Raw genomic sequence first — 15,693 nt, forward strand, 5'->3', positions numbered from 1 at the left:
TTGAGAAGGGCTGTCCTTAGTACGAGAGGACCGGGACGGACGAACCTCTGGTGTGTCAGTTGTACTGCCAAGTGCATCGCTGATTAGCTACGTTTGGAAGGGATAACCGCTGAAAGCATCTAAGCGGGAAGCCTGCTTCGAGATGAGATTTCCATGCACCTTTGTGTGTGAGAGGCCCCCAGCTAGACCACTGGGTTGATAGGCAGGATGTGGAAGCAAGGACTGAAGACTTGTGCAGCTGACCTGTACTAATAGGCCGATGGCTTTCAACACACAATAAAACAATAATTTGAACTGATATTTTTCAGTGCTGTTCGCGTTCACTATGCGGTTACGAGACAACAACCTCTAGCCAATAAATGCAAGATGAGTTACAAGACTTTGTAGCACCGGAAAACACTGACCAGGAAATATTTGGTTTGTGTGCTTCGTGATTGTTACGGCGGTCATAGCGTGGGGGAAACGCCCGGTCCCATACCGAACCCGGAAGCTAAGGCCCATTGCGCCGATGGTACTGCACTCGTGAGGGTGTGGGAGAGTAGGTCACCGCCGGACTTAACCTAAGTGGGTTTGAGGCTCTAGCCAGTGATGGTTGGAGCCTCACCTGTTTAACCCGCAGGAGTGCGGCCAGGTGCTATTGCCTGGCCTGTTCGTGTTTAAGGGGGTTTGGCCGCTGGCCGCTGGCCGCTGGCCGCTGCCGTGTCGACCTGCGACCACAAATGCTTGACTTAGGCATCGTAGTTCAAGAGGACACCGAAAATAGGCCTAGTGTGGGATATGAGCGAGGCCGCGACTGACTCATCGATGGTCTCTCGACTCATCTTCCAATTGCGAAAGAGGGAAACCAAACGTGAGAACTTATGTCGTTACTGGCGCTGCTTCCGGCATTGGTGCAGCCACAACTGAATTGATTCGCGAACGTGGGCACAAGGTCATCGGCGTTGATCTACGTGATACTGACGTCGCGGCTGACCTGTCGACTCAGGAAGGCCGGCAAAGCGCCATCAAGCAGACTCTAGAGCTTTCCGAAGGCAAGATTGACGCTGTCATCGCTGCCGCGGGAATTTCGGCTCCTAAGGCAATTACGGTATCGGTAAACTACTTCGGTGTTACCGAGTATCTGGAAGGCCTCCTGCCAGCTCTGGGGCAATCGGAGGCACCGCGTGTGGCCGTCGTGTCCTCGATGGCTTCGATCCAGCAGAATTCCGCTGAACTGGTTGAAGCATTGCTTACGGGCGACGAAGAGGCATCCCTGGCCATTGGCGCAGAGCTGGAAGCCGCTGGCCCTGGAGCCGGCTACTTGAACTACCCGTCCTCCAAGCGCGCGCTGAGCCGCTGGGTACGCCGTGAATGCATCACGGAGAAGTGGGCCGGCGCAGGAATCCCATTGAATGCTGTGGCTCCTGGCACCGTGATCACCAACATGACTCGCGAATTGCTGGCCACCGACGAAGGCAAAGCAATGGTCGACAAGAATGTGCCGATGCCGCTGAACTACCACTCTGAGGCTGTGGTGATCGCCAGGCTGCTCCTGTGGCTGACGAGTGAAGAAAACACTCACGTCACCGGCCAAACCATCTACTGCGACGGCGGTGCGGAGGCGACGTTGCGCGGGGATAACATCTGGAGCTAGACCTGGCAGCTGAGTATGGCGAAGGACACTGCTGCTAACCGGTTCTGAAGTGGCGCAACCCCTGCGTGCTTGATATAGTTATGGAGTTGTCGCAATCGCGAATGACACCGTAGTTTTCCCATGGTTATCCATGAGGTATAGAGTTACGGCGATCATAGCGTGGGGGAAACGCCCAGCTCCATACCGAACCTGGAAGCTAAGACCCACAGCGCCGATGGTACTGCACTCGGGAGGGTGTGGGAGAGTAGGTCATCGCCGGGCATAATTTGCCGAAGGCCCCGAACGAGAGTTCGGGGCCTTCGATGCTTAACCGAGAAGGTACGCCACCGTTTAAATTCATCGGCGGCTCGGAAATTCATTTCCGAGCCGCCGATGTTGCAGGTACTAGGCGTTGTCCAAACGCAGACCGCTTTCAGTATCAAACAGGTGCACGTGCTGCATATTTGGTGCAATGTTGATGCGCGCTCCACGTGCAGGAGGCGTACGGCCATCAACACGAACAACTACCATCTGGGTTTTGCCGCCCAGCTCCGCTGAGCCGTAGATGTAGGCATCTGCGCCGAGCTCTTCAACCACGTCTACAACAATCTCGACGCCTTCGCCGGCACTGACGATCTCGATGTCTTCTGGGCGGAAGCCCAAAGTCGTTCCACCTTGGGCTCCCGGCGCGTCGATGGTGGTTGAACCGAAAGCCACCTGTCCATTGGACGACTGCAGCTGCACCAGGTTCATGGCAGGGGAACCGATGAAACCTGCGACGAACACATTGCGTGGGCGATCATAGAGCTCGCGTGGGGTGCCTACCTGCTGCAGCTCGCCGTCCTTGAGCACTGCAACGCGGTCGCCCATGGTCAGCGCTTCCACCTGATCGTGGGTCACGTATACGGTCGTGACTCCGAGACGACGGGTCAGCGAAGCAATTTGGGTACGGGTCTGCACTCGCAGCTTTGCATCGAGGTTGGACAGCGGCTCGTCCATCAAGAACACCTGGGGCGAACGAACAATGGCGCGGCCCATGGCCACACGCTGGCGCTGGCCGCCCGAGAGGGCCTTGGGCTTGCGGTCCAGGTACTTCTCCAGGTCCAGAAGCTTGGCTGCTTCCAGCACACGCTGCTTGCGCTCTTCCTTGTCGACGCCGGCGATCTTCAAGGCAAAGCCCATATTCTCGGCGACGGTCATGTGGGGGTACAGCGCGTAGTTCTGGAAGACCATGGCGATGTCGCGGTCCTTTGGCGGAACGTTGGTCACGTCCTTGTCGCCAATGAGAATGCGGCCGGAATTTACTTCTTCCAAGCCTGCAAGCATGCGCAGAGTCGTGGATTTGCCGCAACCCGAGGGGCCAACTAGAACAAGGAATTCTCCATCTTGGATTTCCAAGTCGATTGCGTCGACGGAGGGCACAAGTGCGCCCGGGTAAATGCGGGTGGCCTTTTCAAAGGTCACAGTTGCCATGATGACAATCCTTTCACGGGCAGGTACGTGCCCGACGATCCGTAGTGAAAGTGAATTGGGACACTTCAGTTTCGCATGGAAATGAGACTTTTCAAAAGATCTGGCAGATCAGCAGGCGAAGAGATAGAATACGCTGCCGCTGTTGGCCCGGATCCCACCTTGATGCCCACATCTTCCGCGCCGAGGACCCTGAATCCGTTCTCGTCGGTGACGTCATCGCCAGCAAAAAGGACCGCCTGCACGTCGAGGGTCTCACGCAGCCACTGCAGGCTTTGGCCCTTGTCGCCGTGATGCACGGTGGCTTCCAAGACCGCCTTGCCATCGAGCAGTTTCACACCGTCCAAATCAGCAAGGGCTTGCCGCGCCTGTGCCAAGGCCTTGGCAGCCGCATCCGGCAGTGCCTGGCGGACATGCAGGACCGTGGCCGACGGCTTGTACTCCAAGCTGGCGTTCTCATGCGCTGCCGCGACGTGCTCCAATCGCTGGGTCACTGTTCCAAGCAGTGCGGTTTGCTCGGCGGTCAGCGGCTCATCCTGCCAGTTTGCACCCAACCGGGACGGAACCACACGTTCGGCGCCGTGCGAGCCAATGCAAATCCCTGGACGCAGCTGCGGGTAGACCTCGCGCAAGGACTGCAGGTTACGGCCCGACACTACAGCGGTGTATACCCCGGGGCTGGCCGCCAGCTGCTCGAAGGCGGCAGCGGTCTGAGGCAGCGGCCGGGCATCTTGCGGCCGGTCGACCAGCGGGGACATCGTTCCATCAAAGTCCAAAGCCACGAGCACCCGCTCGTGCTCGGCAAACTCAGCCAGCGCGGCATGCAGGGAAGGATCTAGTTCTGGCAATGCGTTCCTCATCAAGGATCACGATTCCCGCGGGAATCTGCTTAGCGAACGATTTCGTGCACGGAGGTGGCCGCATTGATCTCGGCCAGTTCAGCCAGGAAATCATCGGACCATTTGGAAACATCATTGAGCGCCAAATGGCGGTTCATGCGCTTCATCCGGCGTTCCTGCTCCGTCTCGTTCATCTGGACCGCTTCCACGATCTTGGCCTTCATCCCGTCGATGTCGTGGGGATTGACCAGTACCGCCTGGGTCAGCTGATCAGCAGCACCGGTGTACTCCGAGAGCACCAGCACGCCGCGGCCATCCTGGTGAGCGGCGACGTACTCCTTGGCCACCAGGTTCATGCCATCGCGCAGAGCCGTGACCAGCAGGACGTCGGCGGCCAGGTACATGGCGATCATTTCGCGCAGCGGATAGGACTGATGCAGGTAGCGCAGGGTGGTGTGGCTCAGGGTGTCATGCTGGCCGGTGATCTGGCCGACCATCAGTTCCACCTGGTCGCGCAGCTCGATGTAGCTGTCCACGTTTTCCCGGCTGGGGCTGGCAACCTGGATCAGGCAGACGTCGCCGGCGCGCAGCGTCTGGTCGGAGAGCAGCTCGCCGTAGGCCTTCAGGCGGTGGCGGATGCCCTTGGTGTAGTCCAAGCGGTCCACGCCGAGCATGATGGTTTTCGGGTTGCCCAGCTCATGGCGGATCTGTGCCGCGCGGGCGATGATTTGCGGATCGCGCGATAGCTTGGCGATGTGCTCCGTATCGATGGAGATCGGATGGGCCTTGGCACGGCAGAGATTCTGCATTTCGTTGCCGGCTGGCGGCGACGCCACATCGCCCTTGGTCGAGTAGCCGGTGAACCGGCGCAGGCAGCGCAGGAAATTGCTGGCATCGGTTTCACGCTGGAATCCGACCAGATCAGCCCCGGCCAGCCCCTCCAGAATCTGCGTGCGCCACGGCAGCTGCGAGAACAGGCTGGCTGCCGGAAACGGTATGTGCAGGAAGAAGCCTATCTTCAGATCAGGGCGTGCCAGCCGCAGCATCTGCGGAACCAGCTGCAGCTGGTAGTCGTGGACCCAAACGGTCGCGTCCGGAGCGGCAATACCCAGTACTGCATCGGCGAATCGCCGGTTGATTCTCTTGTACCGGTCCCACCAGGTGCGATGGTATTCCGGTGGCACGATCACGTCGTGGTAGAGCGGCCACAGCGTCGAGTTGGAGAAGCCCTCGTAGTACTGGGTCAAGTCATCTTCATCCAGGGGGACCGGAACCAGATGGATGTCATCCTTGTCGAAGCTCTCCAGCTCCTCGCCAATACCGCCATGCCAGCCCACCCAAGCGCCTTCGGAGGCGGCCATAACAGGTTCCAGGGCCGTCACCAAGCCACCGGGCGAACGCTGGAATCCTTGCGACCCGTCAGGATTGGTGATGCGGTCCACCGGAAGGCGGTTGGCCACAACCACGAAATCGTAGGAATTCTCGGTCTTTGTACTCGGCGCTGGGTTACCCACTGCAAACCTCCTGGTTTATTCAATCTGATTCACCGGCGTGGTGCAGATTCGTCGGTTCTGAGTGAATGACTTCTCGTCTAATTTCCTCGCTCTTGCTATTTAGCCTAATGAAAACTGGCTGGTAAGGGAACGATGGGGCGGATTGCACCGTCATACGCGTCACTTTTGCGCAGATGCCGTGTACTCAGGATGGCAATGGCAGTAGACAAACCATTTCCGCTGGTCACTTGGTTTAACGCTCAAGTTAAGCCGTGAAGGGCACTTTGGGGGCTGTATGCGGAAGATATGTGAGTCCTGTGAAGGTGGATCAATCTTGAGTTTTCACGGATACGGACCCCGGGAATTGGCTAAGCTTGACTCCAGATGATACTTGTCCGCTGACCAAGGAAACGCCAAATACATGTCTACGAATAACCCGCGCCCATCGAAGGCGGAGCGCACCGCGAGTGCCCGTGAGAAGGCGGCGCAGATGCGTGCCGCGCAAGAAGCCGCCCAGAAGCGCAAGTCGCTTTTCGTGAAGCTGGGTGTCTTGGCTGCAGTCATTGTGGTCATCGCACTGGTAGTTACTTTGATCGTGCAGAACAACAACGCCAAGATTGCCGACGCCGGCGCCGTGCCGCAGGGCGGTACCGCAGCGGGCGGCATCATGGTCACCTCGCCAGACACCGTTGCACAGAAGACCATCGAGAACGTGGACATCAAGACCCTTGAAGCGCCTGCCGAAGCGCCGAATCCTGCCACCCCGCGCGACCTGACGGTGGCTGACAAGGGCGAGCCGATCAATATCACCATGTACGTCGACGCCAACTGCGTCCACTGCGCAGACTTCGAGGCCACCTACGGCGACCAGATCGAAGAATGGCTGGCCAATGGCGATGTCACCGTTGAATACCGCAACGTCGGCTACCTGGACCGTGGTTCGCCAACCAACTTCTCCTCGCGCGGCGCCAACGCACTGGCTTGCGTTGCCGACGAGAGCCCAGCTGCCTACATGAGCTTCGTCAAGGCGCTGTGGGGCCACTACCCAGAGGGCGAGATGAAGAACGCCGAGCTTGCGGACCTGGCCATCCAGAACGGCGCTGCTGACTCCGTGACCAAGTGCATCGAGGATGGCAAGTTCCGTCCATTCGTCCAGTACGCCACGACCGCTGGCCAGTACGACGGCGTAGCCGGCACCCCTTCGATCTTCATCCAGGGCAAGGAGTTCGCACTGGGAACCCAAGACTTCCCGACCGAGGTCGAGAAAGCCATCGCTGCCAACAAGTAAGCCCATCCAGCCACCGCTGGACAATTGTTCGGGATCCGGTAGTATCCTTAGTGATCTCGCACCCGGTCGATGGGAAGGAAGCCAATGCTGGCTTCCTTCCCATTGGCATTTAATCGGGCATGCGCTGCGCGGCTGCGCCAATTCGCAGTGCCGAGGGGTTTTCCGATATTCTTATCCGGTACGCCCCCTTAGCTCAGCTGGCCAGAGCGTCTGTCTTGTAAACTGAAGGTCACCGGTTCGAATCCGGTAGGGGGCTCTGATCTGGTCTTGGACCAGCAGCTGGAACCGTGCCGATGAGTTTTCATGGCACGGTTTTCGTTTTCACCCCGGATTGTGCCCGATGCAACCTCGCGCCTGTGGCAGGCTCTAGGATCCCGCCGGTAGAATTCTGCGCAGAACCTAGATTTGAGGAGCCGACCATGGCCGGAGGCCTTGCAGCACTATTGGACGACGTGGCCGCCCTGGTGAAAGTCACCGCGGCATCGCTGGACGACATCGCGCTGGGCGCTGGCAAGGCCAGCACCAAATCCCTGGGTGTCGTGATCGACGATGCGGCAGTCACCCCGCAATACGTGGCAGGGCTCTCGCCGAAGCGCGAGCTTCCGATCATCTGGAAGATCGCCGTTGGCTCCATCCGGAACAAGATGCTGATCATCCTTCCGGTCGCTCTGATCCTTTCGCAGTTCGCCCCCTGGGCGCTGACCCCGATCCTGATGGTCGGAGGCGCCTATCTGGTCTTCGAAGGGGCCGAGAAGCTGCTCGAAGCGATGGGCGCGATCAAGCACCACACTCCGGGCGGCAAGGAGGGCGTGCGCGACGAAAAAGCGATCATCGGTTCGGCCGTGCGCACCGACCTCGTGCTCTCTGCGGAGATCATGGTCATCTCGCTGAATGAGGTGGCGCACGAATCCTTCCTGAACCGGGCGCTGATCCTGGTCGTGATCGCGATCCTGATGACCGTCGTGGTCTATGGCGCCGTGGGCTTGATCGTGAAAATGGACGACATCGGCCTGCACATGGCCGCCAAGCCGCGCCATCTCTCGCAGAAGATCGGCCGCGGCCTGGTCAAGGCGATGCCCATCGTGATGTCCATCCTGAGCAAGGTCGGCGTGATCGCGATGCTCTGGGTCGGTGGGCACCTGCTGCTGGTCGGCATGGACGAGCTCGGCTGGCATGCGCCGTACGGCTTCGTGCACCATGTGGAGCTGCTGGTCCACGACGCAACCGGCCAGGCCGGCGCCATGCTCGGCTGGCTGGTGAATACCGCCTTCTCCTGCCTGGCCGGTTTCATCATCGGCTCGGTGATTACCGCCATCGTCCTGGGCATCCAGAAGCTGCGCCGCAAGGGCGAAGCCGAAGCCGCCCACTAGGAACGGAAATCAGCGGGCGTCCCGCGCACGTAGAATAGAGAAGTTGCAGCCCGGACCCGGTCTTCTGGGCCAGCCAAACTGTCTGGCCTGCGTGGAAAGATCGATGAGTGTTGAGTAGAGAATTGACTGATCCGGCCACCGCCCGCCATGCGCGCGGCGCCTACTTCACCCCGGAACCAGTGGCCAGCTTCATGGCGCAGTGGGCGCTGGGGCAGCACGGCAGCAGGGTTCTGGAACCCTCCTGCGGCGATGCGCAATTCCTGGCCGCAGCGAACGCGGTGCTGGACGACGGCAGGGGCCCGGTGGAACTGGTGGGCCTGGAGCTGCACGAGCCATCGGTGCAGGCGGCCCGTGCGCGGATGCAGGCCGCCGGGATCGACGCGCAGATCGAACAGGCCAACTTCTTCGAGGTTCCCGGGCACGCAGACTTCGATGCGGTCATCGGCAACCCGCCCTATGTGCGCTACCAGCTGCACCGCGGTGCCGACCGGCAACTCTCGCGCGCCGCGGCCAAGGCCTCGGGCGTGGAGCTGAACGAGCTGGCCAGCATCTGGGCGGCCTTCGTCGTGCACTCCACCAGCTTCCTGGCCGACGGCGGGCGCCTGGCGCTGGTGCTTCCGGCAGAGCTGATGTTCGTGAACTACGCAGGGCCGGTGCGCCAGATGCTGCTCGAGCGCTTCGCCAGCGTGCACCTGGCAGTCTTCGAGGAACGCCTGTTTGCCGACGCGCAGGAAGAAGTGGTGCTGCTGCTGGCCGAGGGGTACCGCCAGGGCTCCAGCGATTCCTTCAGCCTGCACCAATTCCGCAATGCCCATGACCTGCACACCCTGGGCGCTGGCACCCGGCACACCCCGGCACGCGGCAACGACCGCTGGACAGGATCGCTGGTGGGCCTCGAAGCGCAGGGGATCCTGTCCGCGGCTCTGGCCGCCGGCCGGATGGCTCCTCTGCAGTCCTGGGGCGAAACCTCGCTGGGTGCTGTCACCGGCAACAACAAGTGGTTCACGCTTTCCGCCGCGCAGGTCCAGGAGCTGGGGCTGGCCGACGAGGATTTGATCCGCATCTCGCCGCCGGGCTCGCGCCACCTGCGCGGGCTGGAGCTGAGCGAGGAGGGCTGGGAAAAGCTGGCAGCGCACGGGGCGGCGGCCTGGATGTTCCGTCCCGCCGCGGAACCCAGCGGCGCCGGCGCGCGCTTCGTGGCCAGCGGCGAACTGCTGAACGTGGATGCGGCCTACAAGTGCCGGGTGCGCTCGCCGTGGTGGCGGGTGCCGGTGCTGTCGGTGCCGGATTTGTTCATGACCTACATGAACGCCGATACCCCGCGGCTGACCGCCAACGAGGCCGGGGTGCACCATATCAACTCGATCCACGGGGTGTACCTGGGTGCCGATGCCCGCGAGCTGGGCCGCGAGCTGCTTCCGGTGGCGTCGCTGAACACGCTGACCATGCTCGGCGCCGAAATGGTGGGACGTTCCTACGGCGGCGGCATCCTGAAGCTGGAGCCGCGCGAAGCCGACCAGCTGCCGGTCCCGGCCATCGGCATGGTGCAGCGCCATGCCCCGCAATTGCGCGCCATCAAGCCCGAGGTGCGCGAGCTGCTGGCCCATGGGCGCAAGCAGGAAGCGGCGAACCTGGTGGATTCCGTGGTGCTCAAGGCGCTGCTCGGCCTGGAGCCGGAAGCGATCGAGGCGCTGCGCGCGGCGCGGATGAACATGCTCGAACGCCGCAAGGCCCGAAGCAAAGCAGTGAAGGGATAAGCGTGGCCAATCCTGCGATCGAGAAGACCCTGGCCTTCGCCGAATTCGATGCCACCTTGATGTCCGCGCCAAAGGATTCGCCCTGGCTGGATAATGGCGCGGTCACCGGGGAATTCAACCCGTCCTACGCGGTGCTCGAGCGGCTGCTGAGCATCCCGGTGCGTTCCAAGGCCGTCACCCGTTCGGGCCGCTTCGCCCAGGGCGTGGATGCCTGGCTGGCGCACGAGCTGCGCCGTGCCGGCTTCGATGCCGACCTGGTCTGGCCGCGCCCCGAAGCGCCGCGGGTGCTGTCCAGCGACATCCTCCAGCTGCTGCGCAAGCTGCCCGAGCGGCTGGCCGACGAGGTGCACGAGTCGATCATGGCGGGCAAGGCGGGCAGCACCGACGCGCGCATCCTGGGCCGCGCCTACATGAAGCAGACCGACGTGGTGATGACCCACTGGTCCACCGGCCCCGAATTGCTGCTGAGCACCAAGGCGATGACCTCGTCCTTCGGCAAGAATCTGGCCAACCGCTATGAAGAGGCCTACGGCGACGCGGCGAACCTGCGCGCCCGGTACCCGCTGGCCGCCGTCGGGTTCTTCTTCGTGCAGCGCGCCACGATCCTGGAATCCGAGCCGGCCGCCTTCCGCCGCACCGTGGACATGATCCGCAAGCTGCGCGACTTCGGCGACGGCTTCGGCTACACCGCAACCGGTCTGCTGCTGGTGGACTGGGATGATGCGGCCGAGCAGCCGGAGGTCAAGTGCGTCCATGCCCCGGTGCCTGCCGACATTGCCGCCCCGCAGTTCCTCAACGCCATGGTCGATGCGGTCCTGAAGGTCACCCCGATCGACTTGCACGAGGCAGCTCGCGCTCGCCGGGCCGGCGAAGTCGCCCCGCTGCCGGGCCACGCCATGGTGGACGAGCAGCAGGACGCCCTGTTCTAGCCTGATCCAGAAAGCCGTCCCAGGCCGTCACATCACCGGCACGGCGGAGGCCGGATCCTCGGAGCCGAACTGCGCGGCGAAGCGGTGCATCGGGCTGGCGGGCAGAGCCAGGCTCGGGACCGGCTGCGCGGCGCCGGGCAGCCGGATGGCTACCTGGTCGGCGGAAGCCTGCGGCAGGTCCGCGGCCCACTGCCAGGCGGCTTCGGTGGCCCGGTAGATGAACTTGAGCCGGCCCTCGTGCTCGAAGCTGCGCTCGCGCTGCCACAGCTCGGAGCGCTCGTAGAAGGCCCAGGAGGCAGGGTTCTGCGAATCGATGACGCTGATCGGGGTCTTGCCCGAACGCAGGGCATGGGCCAGGCGCAATGAGGTCACATGCTGGCGGATGCCCAGGCGGCGGTAGTCGGCGCGCACGGCCATGCAGCCCAGTTCCACCGCGTTCATCGAGGACGTCGGCGCCACGATGGAGTCGTGCACCAGGCCGGCGGCAACCAGGGTGCCCTGGTCGCGCACGGTCACCAGGAGGCTGAGGCGATCGAACTTCTGATGCCAGCGCTGGTCGACCACGGTGTAGAGGGTCGCCAATTCATCGCGCTGGGCTGGCAGAACGCATAGGGATGACAAGGAAAAGTTCAGGTTTTCAAACACTGGGGTACGGTCCTAAAAGCTAAGAACGAACGAAAGATGAGGCTTTGCGCGGTGGATCAAAATCCACTGCGCGGTTTCGTTGGCCTTGAGGGGACCGATGCCGGCGGCTTCCGGCAACTTCCTTGTAGGGTCCAGTTTGAGCTCGATGAGCTAGAAAAATTATGGAGCCTGAAGTCCCTTTTTGACAAGTGGAAAAGGGTACTTTCAGGTGAATCCCAAATAAACCATTCGGCATTGTTTTTCTGTTCTACTCACTGGCCAAGCCGCTGGGATTCAACGCGGCGTTCGATGCGGCACATCGGCGTGTTTGGGGCAGGGATCCGGCGGCTTGAGCCGGGGCCGATTTGGAGCGGGGCTCGTTTCCCCGGTAGGATTGCTTATGCACTTGGCTAGCAAGTCAGGGCGCAGATGGATCTTTAGCTCAGTTGGTTAGAGCGTTCGCCTCACACGCGAAAGGTCGCTGGTTCGAGTCCAGTAAGATCCACCAAAATCGAAAGCCACCGCAATGCGGTGGCTTTCGTCGTCTCCGGCACAGTCCGGAAGCTAGGCTCCGAGCAGCTGGTGCACCCGAGGCTTGACCTCTTCGCCAAGCAGCTTGATGCTCTCCAGCATCGCCTCGTGCGGCAAGGAGCCCGCAGAGTACTTGATGTCGACGCGGGATAGGCCCAGCTGCTGGGCCACCTTGGCCATCTTCCGCGCCACGGTGTCCGGGCTGCCGGCCATCATGGCTCCCTCCGGTCCCATGGAGGCCTGCAAGCGCATTTTGCTGGCAGGTGGCCAGCCCCGTTCGGCCCCCAGCCGGTTCATGGTGCGCTGGTAATGGGGCCAGAGCGTTTCCAGGGCTTCCTCGTCGCTGCCAGCCACCAGGCCATGGAAGTGCGCCGAGACCGGCAGCTGCTCCTGGCCGAATTCCTCCAGCGCGCGGCGGTAGAGGGTGGCCAGGCCTTCGAACGCCGAAGGCTGGCCGCCGATGATGGCCAGGCACAGCGGCAGGCCGTGCCGGGCCGCGCGGATCACCGACTGCGGGCTGCCGCCGACCCCCACCCACGTGGTCAGCGGCTTGCCCTCCAGCAGCGGGTAGATCTGCTGGTTGCGCAGGGCAGAGCGGTGCTTTCCCTGCCATGACACCGGTGCGCCGTGGCGCAGCTTGGCCAGCAGATGCAGCTTCTCCTCGAACAGGTCCTCGTAGTCCTCGAGGTCCAGGCCGAACAGCGGGAAGGATTCGATGAAGGAGCCGCGGCCGGCGATGATCTCGGTCCGCCCGTTGGAAATGGCGTCCAAGGTCGCGAAGCGTTCGTAGACGCGCACCGGGTCATCGCTGGAGAGCACGGTTACCGCGGTGCCCAGCTTGATGCGCTGCGTGGTGCTGGCCAGCGCGGCCAGCACGATTTCGGGGGAGGAGATGGCGTAGTCGTCGCGGTGGTGCTCGCCCACGCCGAAAAAATCAAGATTCGAGGCTTCGGCCTGCTGCCCTTCGGTGATGACATTGCGGATCACCTGGGCATGGCTCAGCGGGTTGCCGTCGGCGTCCTCGGTGATGTCGCCGAAGGTCTCGGCGCCGATCTCGGGCAAGGGGAACTGCGTAGTCACTGGAACCTCCGAATATATGCAAACACATCTAACTTCCGCTTGGTGCAACCAACTGCGGACCGGCAGTATTCCAGTGGCCGAAAATACCCCTGAATGTGTCCGGGGATACCTCGCGAATGCACCACGTTCCGGCCAACTTTCCATGCACGGGTTGTATGGTGAATCCCATGGGAAAAACTTTGGTTGAGGGGGAGTGATTCGTGGCGCATCGATCTAGCGAGGAGCAGTCCGCCGAGTCGACTGCCGCAGGCGAGGATCCGGCTCCTGCCGCTGGCGCCTTGCCCCGCATTGCCACTAGTGAGATCAATATGGGCTTCCATCCGGCGGAACCCGCCGAAGAGCCTGCCATGGCCTCGGAACTGCCGCTCAACACCGCGGTCAGCGCCAATGTGGCGGCTGCCGATGCCTCCGATATCGAGTGGCGCACCGGCCAGGTCCACACCACCGATGAGGGCATCACCCTCATGCCTACCCGCGCCAACCCGGTGGCCCGCCGCCTGCTGGCGAAAATGTGGATCTCGGACACCCCTCCCACCCAGGCGCTGAACATCGTCGAGCGCCTCCAGGGCACGCCCTATGCCAACCCCAAGATCAATGTGGACCAGGACGCATCCAACCGGCGCACCATGGAATTCGCGCTGGACTTGGGCGAGACCCTGATCCGCTACGGCGCAGGCGCCCTGGAAGTGGAAACCAGCATCATCGCGGTGACCGCGGCACTGGGCCTGAGCCACTTGGACGTGGACATCACCAACCAGTCCCTGCATTTGAACTACAGCCCGCCGGATGCCGAAAGCTATTCGGTGCTGCGCGTGGTCCGCTCCTACACCGCGAACTACGCCGGCATGGTGCTGGTGCACGAGCTCGTCTCGGACATCATCGCCGGCGGCGTATCGCGCACCGCCTCGGCCAAGCGGCTAAAGGAGATCACCCGGCAACCCAAGCCGTTCCCGCGTTGGATCGTCGCCTGCGGGCGGGCAGTGTTCGCCGCCGCGTTCGTGCTGTTCATTGGCGGTTCCTGGGCTGGCGCGCTGGTGGCGATGATCTCTTCGAGCCTCGTGACGCAGATCGGGCGGTACGGTTCGCGCTGGCGGGTGCCCGAGTTCTTCACCATCGCCGCCTCGACCTTGGCGGTCACGGGCATCGCCTTGCTGGGGCACCAATTCCATGCACCCCTGGATCCGGCGCTGGTGGTTTCCGGCGGCATCCTGCTGCTGCTCCCGTCGGGCAGGTTCGTCTCGGCATTGCAAGATGCCATCAACGGCTTCCCGGTGACCGCGGTAGGCCGCCTGTTCTCTGCCAGCCTGATCTACGGGGCGATCCTCTGCGGCATTGCCACGGCGTTGGTGATCTCGGATCTGCTCGGCGGGGAAAAGGTCGATGTCCACCAGATCGCGACAACAGAGTATCCGGCTTGGCTGCTGGTGATCCTGGTGGGTGTGGCCATCGTTGCCGGTGCGGTCACCGAGCAAAGCGCGCTGCGCCTGCTGCTGCCTACTGCCGGCATTGCTGTTGGCGGCTACCTGGTGCAGCTGCTGGCCGTAAGCATTGGACTCGGTGACCGGGCCACCCCGGCGCTGGTTGCCACGGTGATCGGTTTCGCCGCCCGGCTGGCCGCGGACAAGCTCAGGTCCCCGCAGCTGGTGCTGGCGGCCCCCGCGGTCATGTTCCTGCTTCCCGGCTTGATGATCTTCCGCGCAATGTACGGAATCGTCATCAACGTGGAAGACATGGCCACCGGCCTGGTGGAAATGTTCAACGCGATGGCGATCATGCTTTCCATCGCTGGCGGGGTCGTCTTCGGCGATACGCTGTGCCGTCCGTTGACCTCTACCGCCCGGCGCGAGCGCCGGCGCATCCGCCGACGCTAAGTTCTCGGCAATGACCAGTCGATCGGCTCCTGTCCGCTATCGGACAGGAGCCGATTGATATTCGAGAAGGGCTTGGAGCCGAAGAAGCCGCGCGAGGCGGACAGCGGCGAGGGGTGGGCGCTTTGCAGCTGCACGGCGTTGGGCAGGGATCCGGAAAGCTTCTGCGCATGATTGCCCCACAGCAGCGCCACCAAAGGCAGCGGCCGCTCATCCAGCGCCTGGAGGATCGCCTGCAGGATTGGCGCCCATCCCAGCTTCTGGTGCGAGCCGGCATTGCCCGCGGTCACCGAGAGTACCTGGTTCAGCAGCAAGACTCCCTGGGACAGCCAGGGACCCAGATCCGGATGCGGGACCGGATCCAGACCGAGATCGGCCTGCAGCTCCTTGTAGATATTGGCCAGGGAACGCGGCAGCGGGCGGACCTGCTTATTCGCCGCGAAGGCCAAGCCGTTGGGGTGGCCGGGCGTCGGATAGGGGTCCTGGCCAATAATTAGGACCTTGACCTCGGATAATGGCAAGCTCAGTGCGCGGAACATCACCTCCGGCGCTGGAAGGATCTGTTCGCCGGCGGCCGAGCGGGCCGCCAAATCGCTGGCCAAGCGACGCAGCAGCGCGTCCTGGCGGCTGAGCGCAGGAACCCAGTCTTCGGCAATAAACCCGTGGTCGGCCATGGATTTTGCGCCGTGGTAGAACGGGAAATCCGCCGCTTCATACACGGGCGCCGCGGCTGGCTCGGGAGCGTCGAAAAGTGCTGGCTGCATATCGTCCATAGAGGCAATTGTGCCGTTTTTCTGGCGTGCCTGTGCTCGGCCACACGGTGTTAGGCAAG

The 15,693-nt window shown here is 62.4% G+C and carries 13 protein-coding genes, 2 tRNA genes and 3 rRNA genes; 12 read left to right on the plus strand and 6 right to left on the minus strand.

Translation table 11 applies throughout. The features are described from left to right. The 4 genes from BKX98_RS05530 to rrf (BKX98_RS05545) all read left to right on the plus strand — a co-directional run. Positions 1-273: ribosomal RNA gene (locus BKX98_RS05530) — 23S ribosomal RNA — on the plus strand; the annotation flags it as partial. Positions 274-438: 165 nt separating this feature from the next. Next, positions 439-555, plus strand: a 5S ribosomal RNA gene (rrf, locus tag BKX98_RS05535). 295 nt (positions 556-850) lie between these two features. Further along, positions 851-1,633: an SDR family oxidoreductase gene (locus tag BKX98_RS05540; protein WP_038990075.1), complete on the plus strand. Its 783-nt coding sequence runs from the start codon at positions 851-853 to the stop codon at positions 1,631-1,633. 144 nt (positions 1,634-1,777) lie between these two features. Continuing rightward, a 5S ribosomal RNA gene (gene rrf / locus BKX98_RS05545) occupies positions 1,778-1,894 on the plus strand. A 123-nt stretch (positions 1,895-2,017) separates the two neighbouring features. Here the strand turns inward: rrf (BKX98_RS05545) and BKX98_RS05550 are convergent. The 3 genes from BKX98_RS05550 to BKX98_RS05560 all read right to left on the minus strand — a co-directional run bounded on the left by BKX98_RS05550 (position 2,018) and on the right by BKX98_RS05560 (position 5,435). Then, positions 2,018-3,085, minus strand: a complete 1,068-nt coding sequence (locus BKX98_RS05550; protein WP_038990074.1) for an ABC transporter ATP-binding protein — start codon at positions 3,083-3,085, stop codon at positions 2,018-2,020. A gap of 65 nt (positions 3,086-3,150) precedes the next feature. After that, positions 3,151-3,930 carry a trehalose-phosphatase gene (gene otsB, locus BKX98_RS05555; protein ID WP_158024662.1) on the minus strand — a complete coding sequence of 260 codons (780 nt, stop codon included), beginning with the start codon at positions 3,928-3,930 and terminating at the stop codon, positions 3,151-3,153. A 41-nt stretch (positions 3,931-3,971) separates the two neighbouring features. Further along, entirely contained in the window at positions 3,972-5,435 is a 1,464-nt protein-coding gene (locus tag BKX98_RS05560; protein ID WP_073706479.1) for a trehalose-6-phosphate synthase, read from the minus strand. A 400-nt stretch (positions 5,436-5,835) separates the two neighbouring features. On the opposite strand from BKX98_RS05560, the gene BKX98_RS05565 reads away from it, so the two are divergent. From BKX98_RS05565 to BKX98_RS05585, 5 genes are all read left to right on the plus strand, one after another. Next, entirely contained in the window at positions 5,836-6,702 is an 867-nt protein-coding gene (locus BKX98_RS05565; RefSeq protein ID WP_073706480.1) for a thioredoxin domain-containing protein, read from the plus strand. Between the two features lie 182 nt (positions 6,703-6,884). Further along, positions 6,885-6,958: transfer RNA gene (locus BKX98_RS05570), tRNA-Thr, on the plus strand. 163 nt (positions 6,959-7,121) lie between these two features. Further along, entirely contained in the window at positions 7,122-8,072 is a 951-nt protein-coding gene (locus tag BKX98_RS05575; protein ID WP_073706481.1) for a DUF808 domain-containing protein, read from the plus strand. 122 nt (positions 8,073-8,194) lie between these two features. After that, the gene (locus BKX98_RS05580) at positions 8,195-9,829 is read left to right on the plus strand and encodes an N-6 DNA methylase (RefSeq protein ID WP_233125292.1); all 1,635 of its coding nucleotides are present in this window, start codon (positions 8,195-8,197) and stop codon (positions 9,827-9,829) included. A 2-nt stretch (positions 9,830-9,831) separates the two neighbouring features. After that, positions 9,832-10,758 (plus strand): hypothetical protein, encoded by a 927-nt coding sequence (locus tag BKX98_RS05585; RefSeq protein ID WP_223308879.1) that lies wholly within the window; start codon positions 9,832-9,834, stop codon positions 10,756-10,758. A gap of 27 nt (positions 10,759-10,785) precedes the next feature. Here the strand turns inward: BKX98_RS05585 and BKX98_RS05590 are convergent, their stop codons facing one another. After that, complete coding sequence (locus BKX98_RS05590; RefSeq protein ID WP_073706483.1) at positions 10,786-11,403, minus strand: GNAT family N-acetyltransferase; 618 nt, start codon at positions 11,401-11,403, stop codon at positions 10,786-10,788. Between the two features lie 51 nt (positions 11,404-11,454). Between BKX98_RS05590 and BKX98_RS16765 the strand changes: the two genes are divergently transcribed. Beyond that, on the plus strand, positions 11,455-11,796 hold the full coding sequence (locus BKX98_RS16765; RefSeq protein ID WP_143181036.1) for a hypothetical protein: 342 nt from the start codon (positions 11,455-11,457) through the stop codon (positions 11,794-11,796). A gap of 17 nt (positions 11,797-11,813) precedes the next feature. Then, a tRNA-Val gene (locus BKX98_RS05595) sits at positions 11,814-11,890 on the plus strand. Between the two features lie 56 nt (positions 11,891-11,946). Here BKX98_RS05595 and BKX98_RS05600 read toward each other — a convergent pair. Then, positions 11,947-12,993, minus strand: a complete 1,047-nt coding sequence (locus BKX98_RS05600; protein WP_083515530.1) for an LLM class flavin-dependent oxidoreductase — start codon at positions 12,991-12,993, stop codon at positions 11,947-11,949. Positions 12,994-13,193: 200 nt separating this feature from the next. On the opposite strand from BKX98_RS05600, the gene BKX98_RS05605 reads away from it, so the two are divergent. Beyond that, positions 13,194-14,864 carry a threonine/serine exporter ThrE family protein gene (locus tag BKX98_RS05605; protein WP_038990049.1) on the plus strand — a complete coding sequence of 557 codons (1,671 nt, stop codon included), beginning with the start codon at positions 13,194-13,196 and terminating at the stop codon, positions 14,862-14,864. Here the strand turns inward: BKX98_RS05605 and BKX98_RS05610 are convergent. Next, positions 14,861-15,634 (minus strand): uracil-DNA glycosylase, encoded by a 774-nt coding sequence (locus tag BKX98_RS05610; protein ID WP_083586651.1) that lies wholly within the window; start codon positions 15,632-15,634, stop codon positions 14,861-14,863. The two genes, BKX98_RS05605 and BKX98_RS05610, sit on opposite strands and share 4 nt — an antisense overlap. Positions 15,635-15,693: the final 59 nt, after the last annotated feature.

The organism is Glutamicibacter sp. 0426 (assembly GCF_001906485.1).
Taxonomy (GTDB): domain Bacteria; phylum Actinomycetota; class Actinomycetes; order Actinomycetales; family Micrococcaceae; genus Glutamicibacter; species Glutamicibacter nicotianae.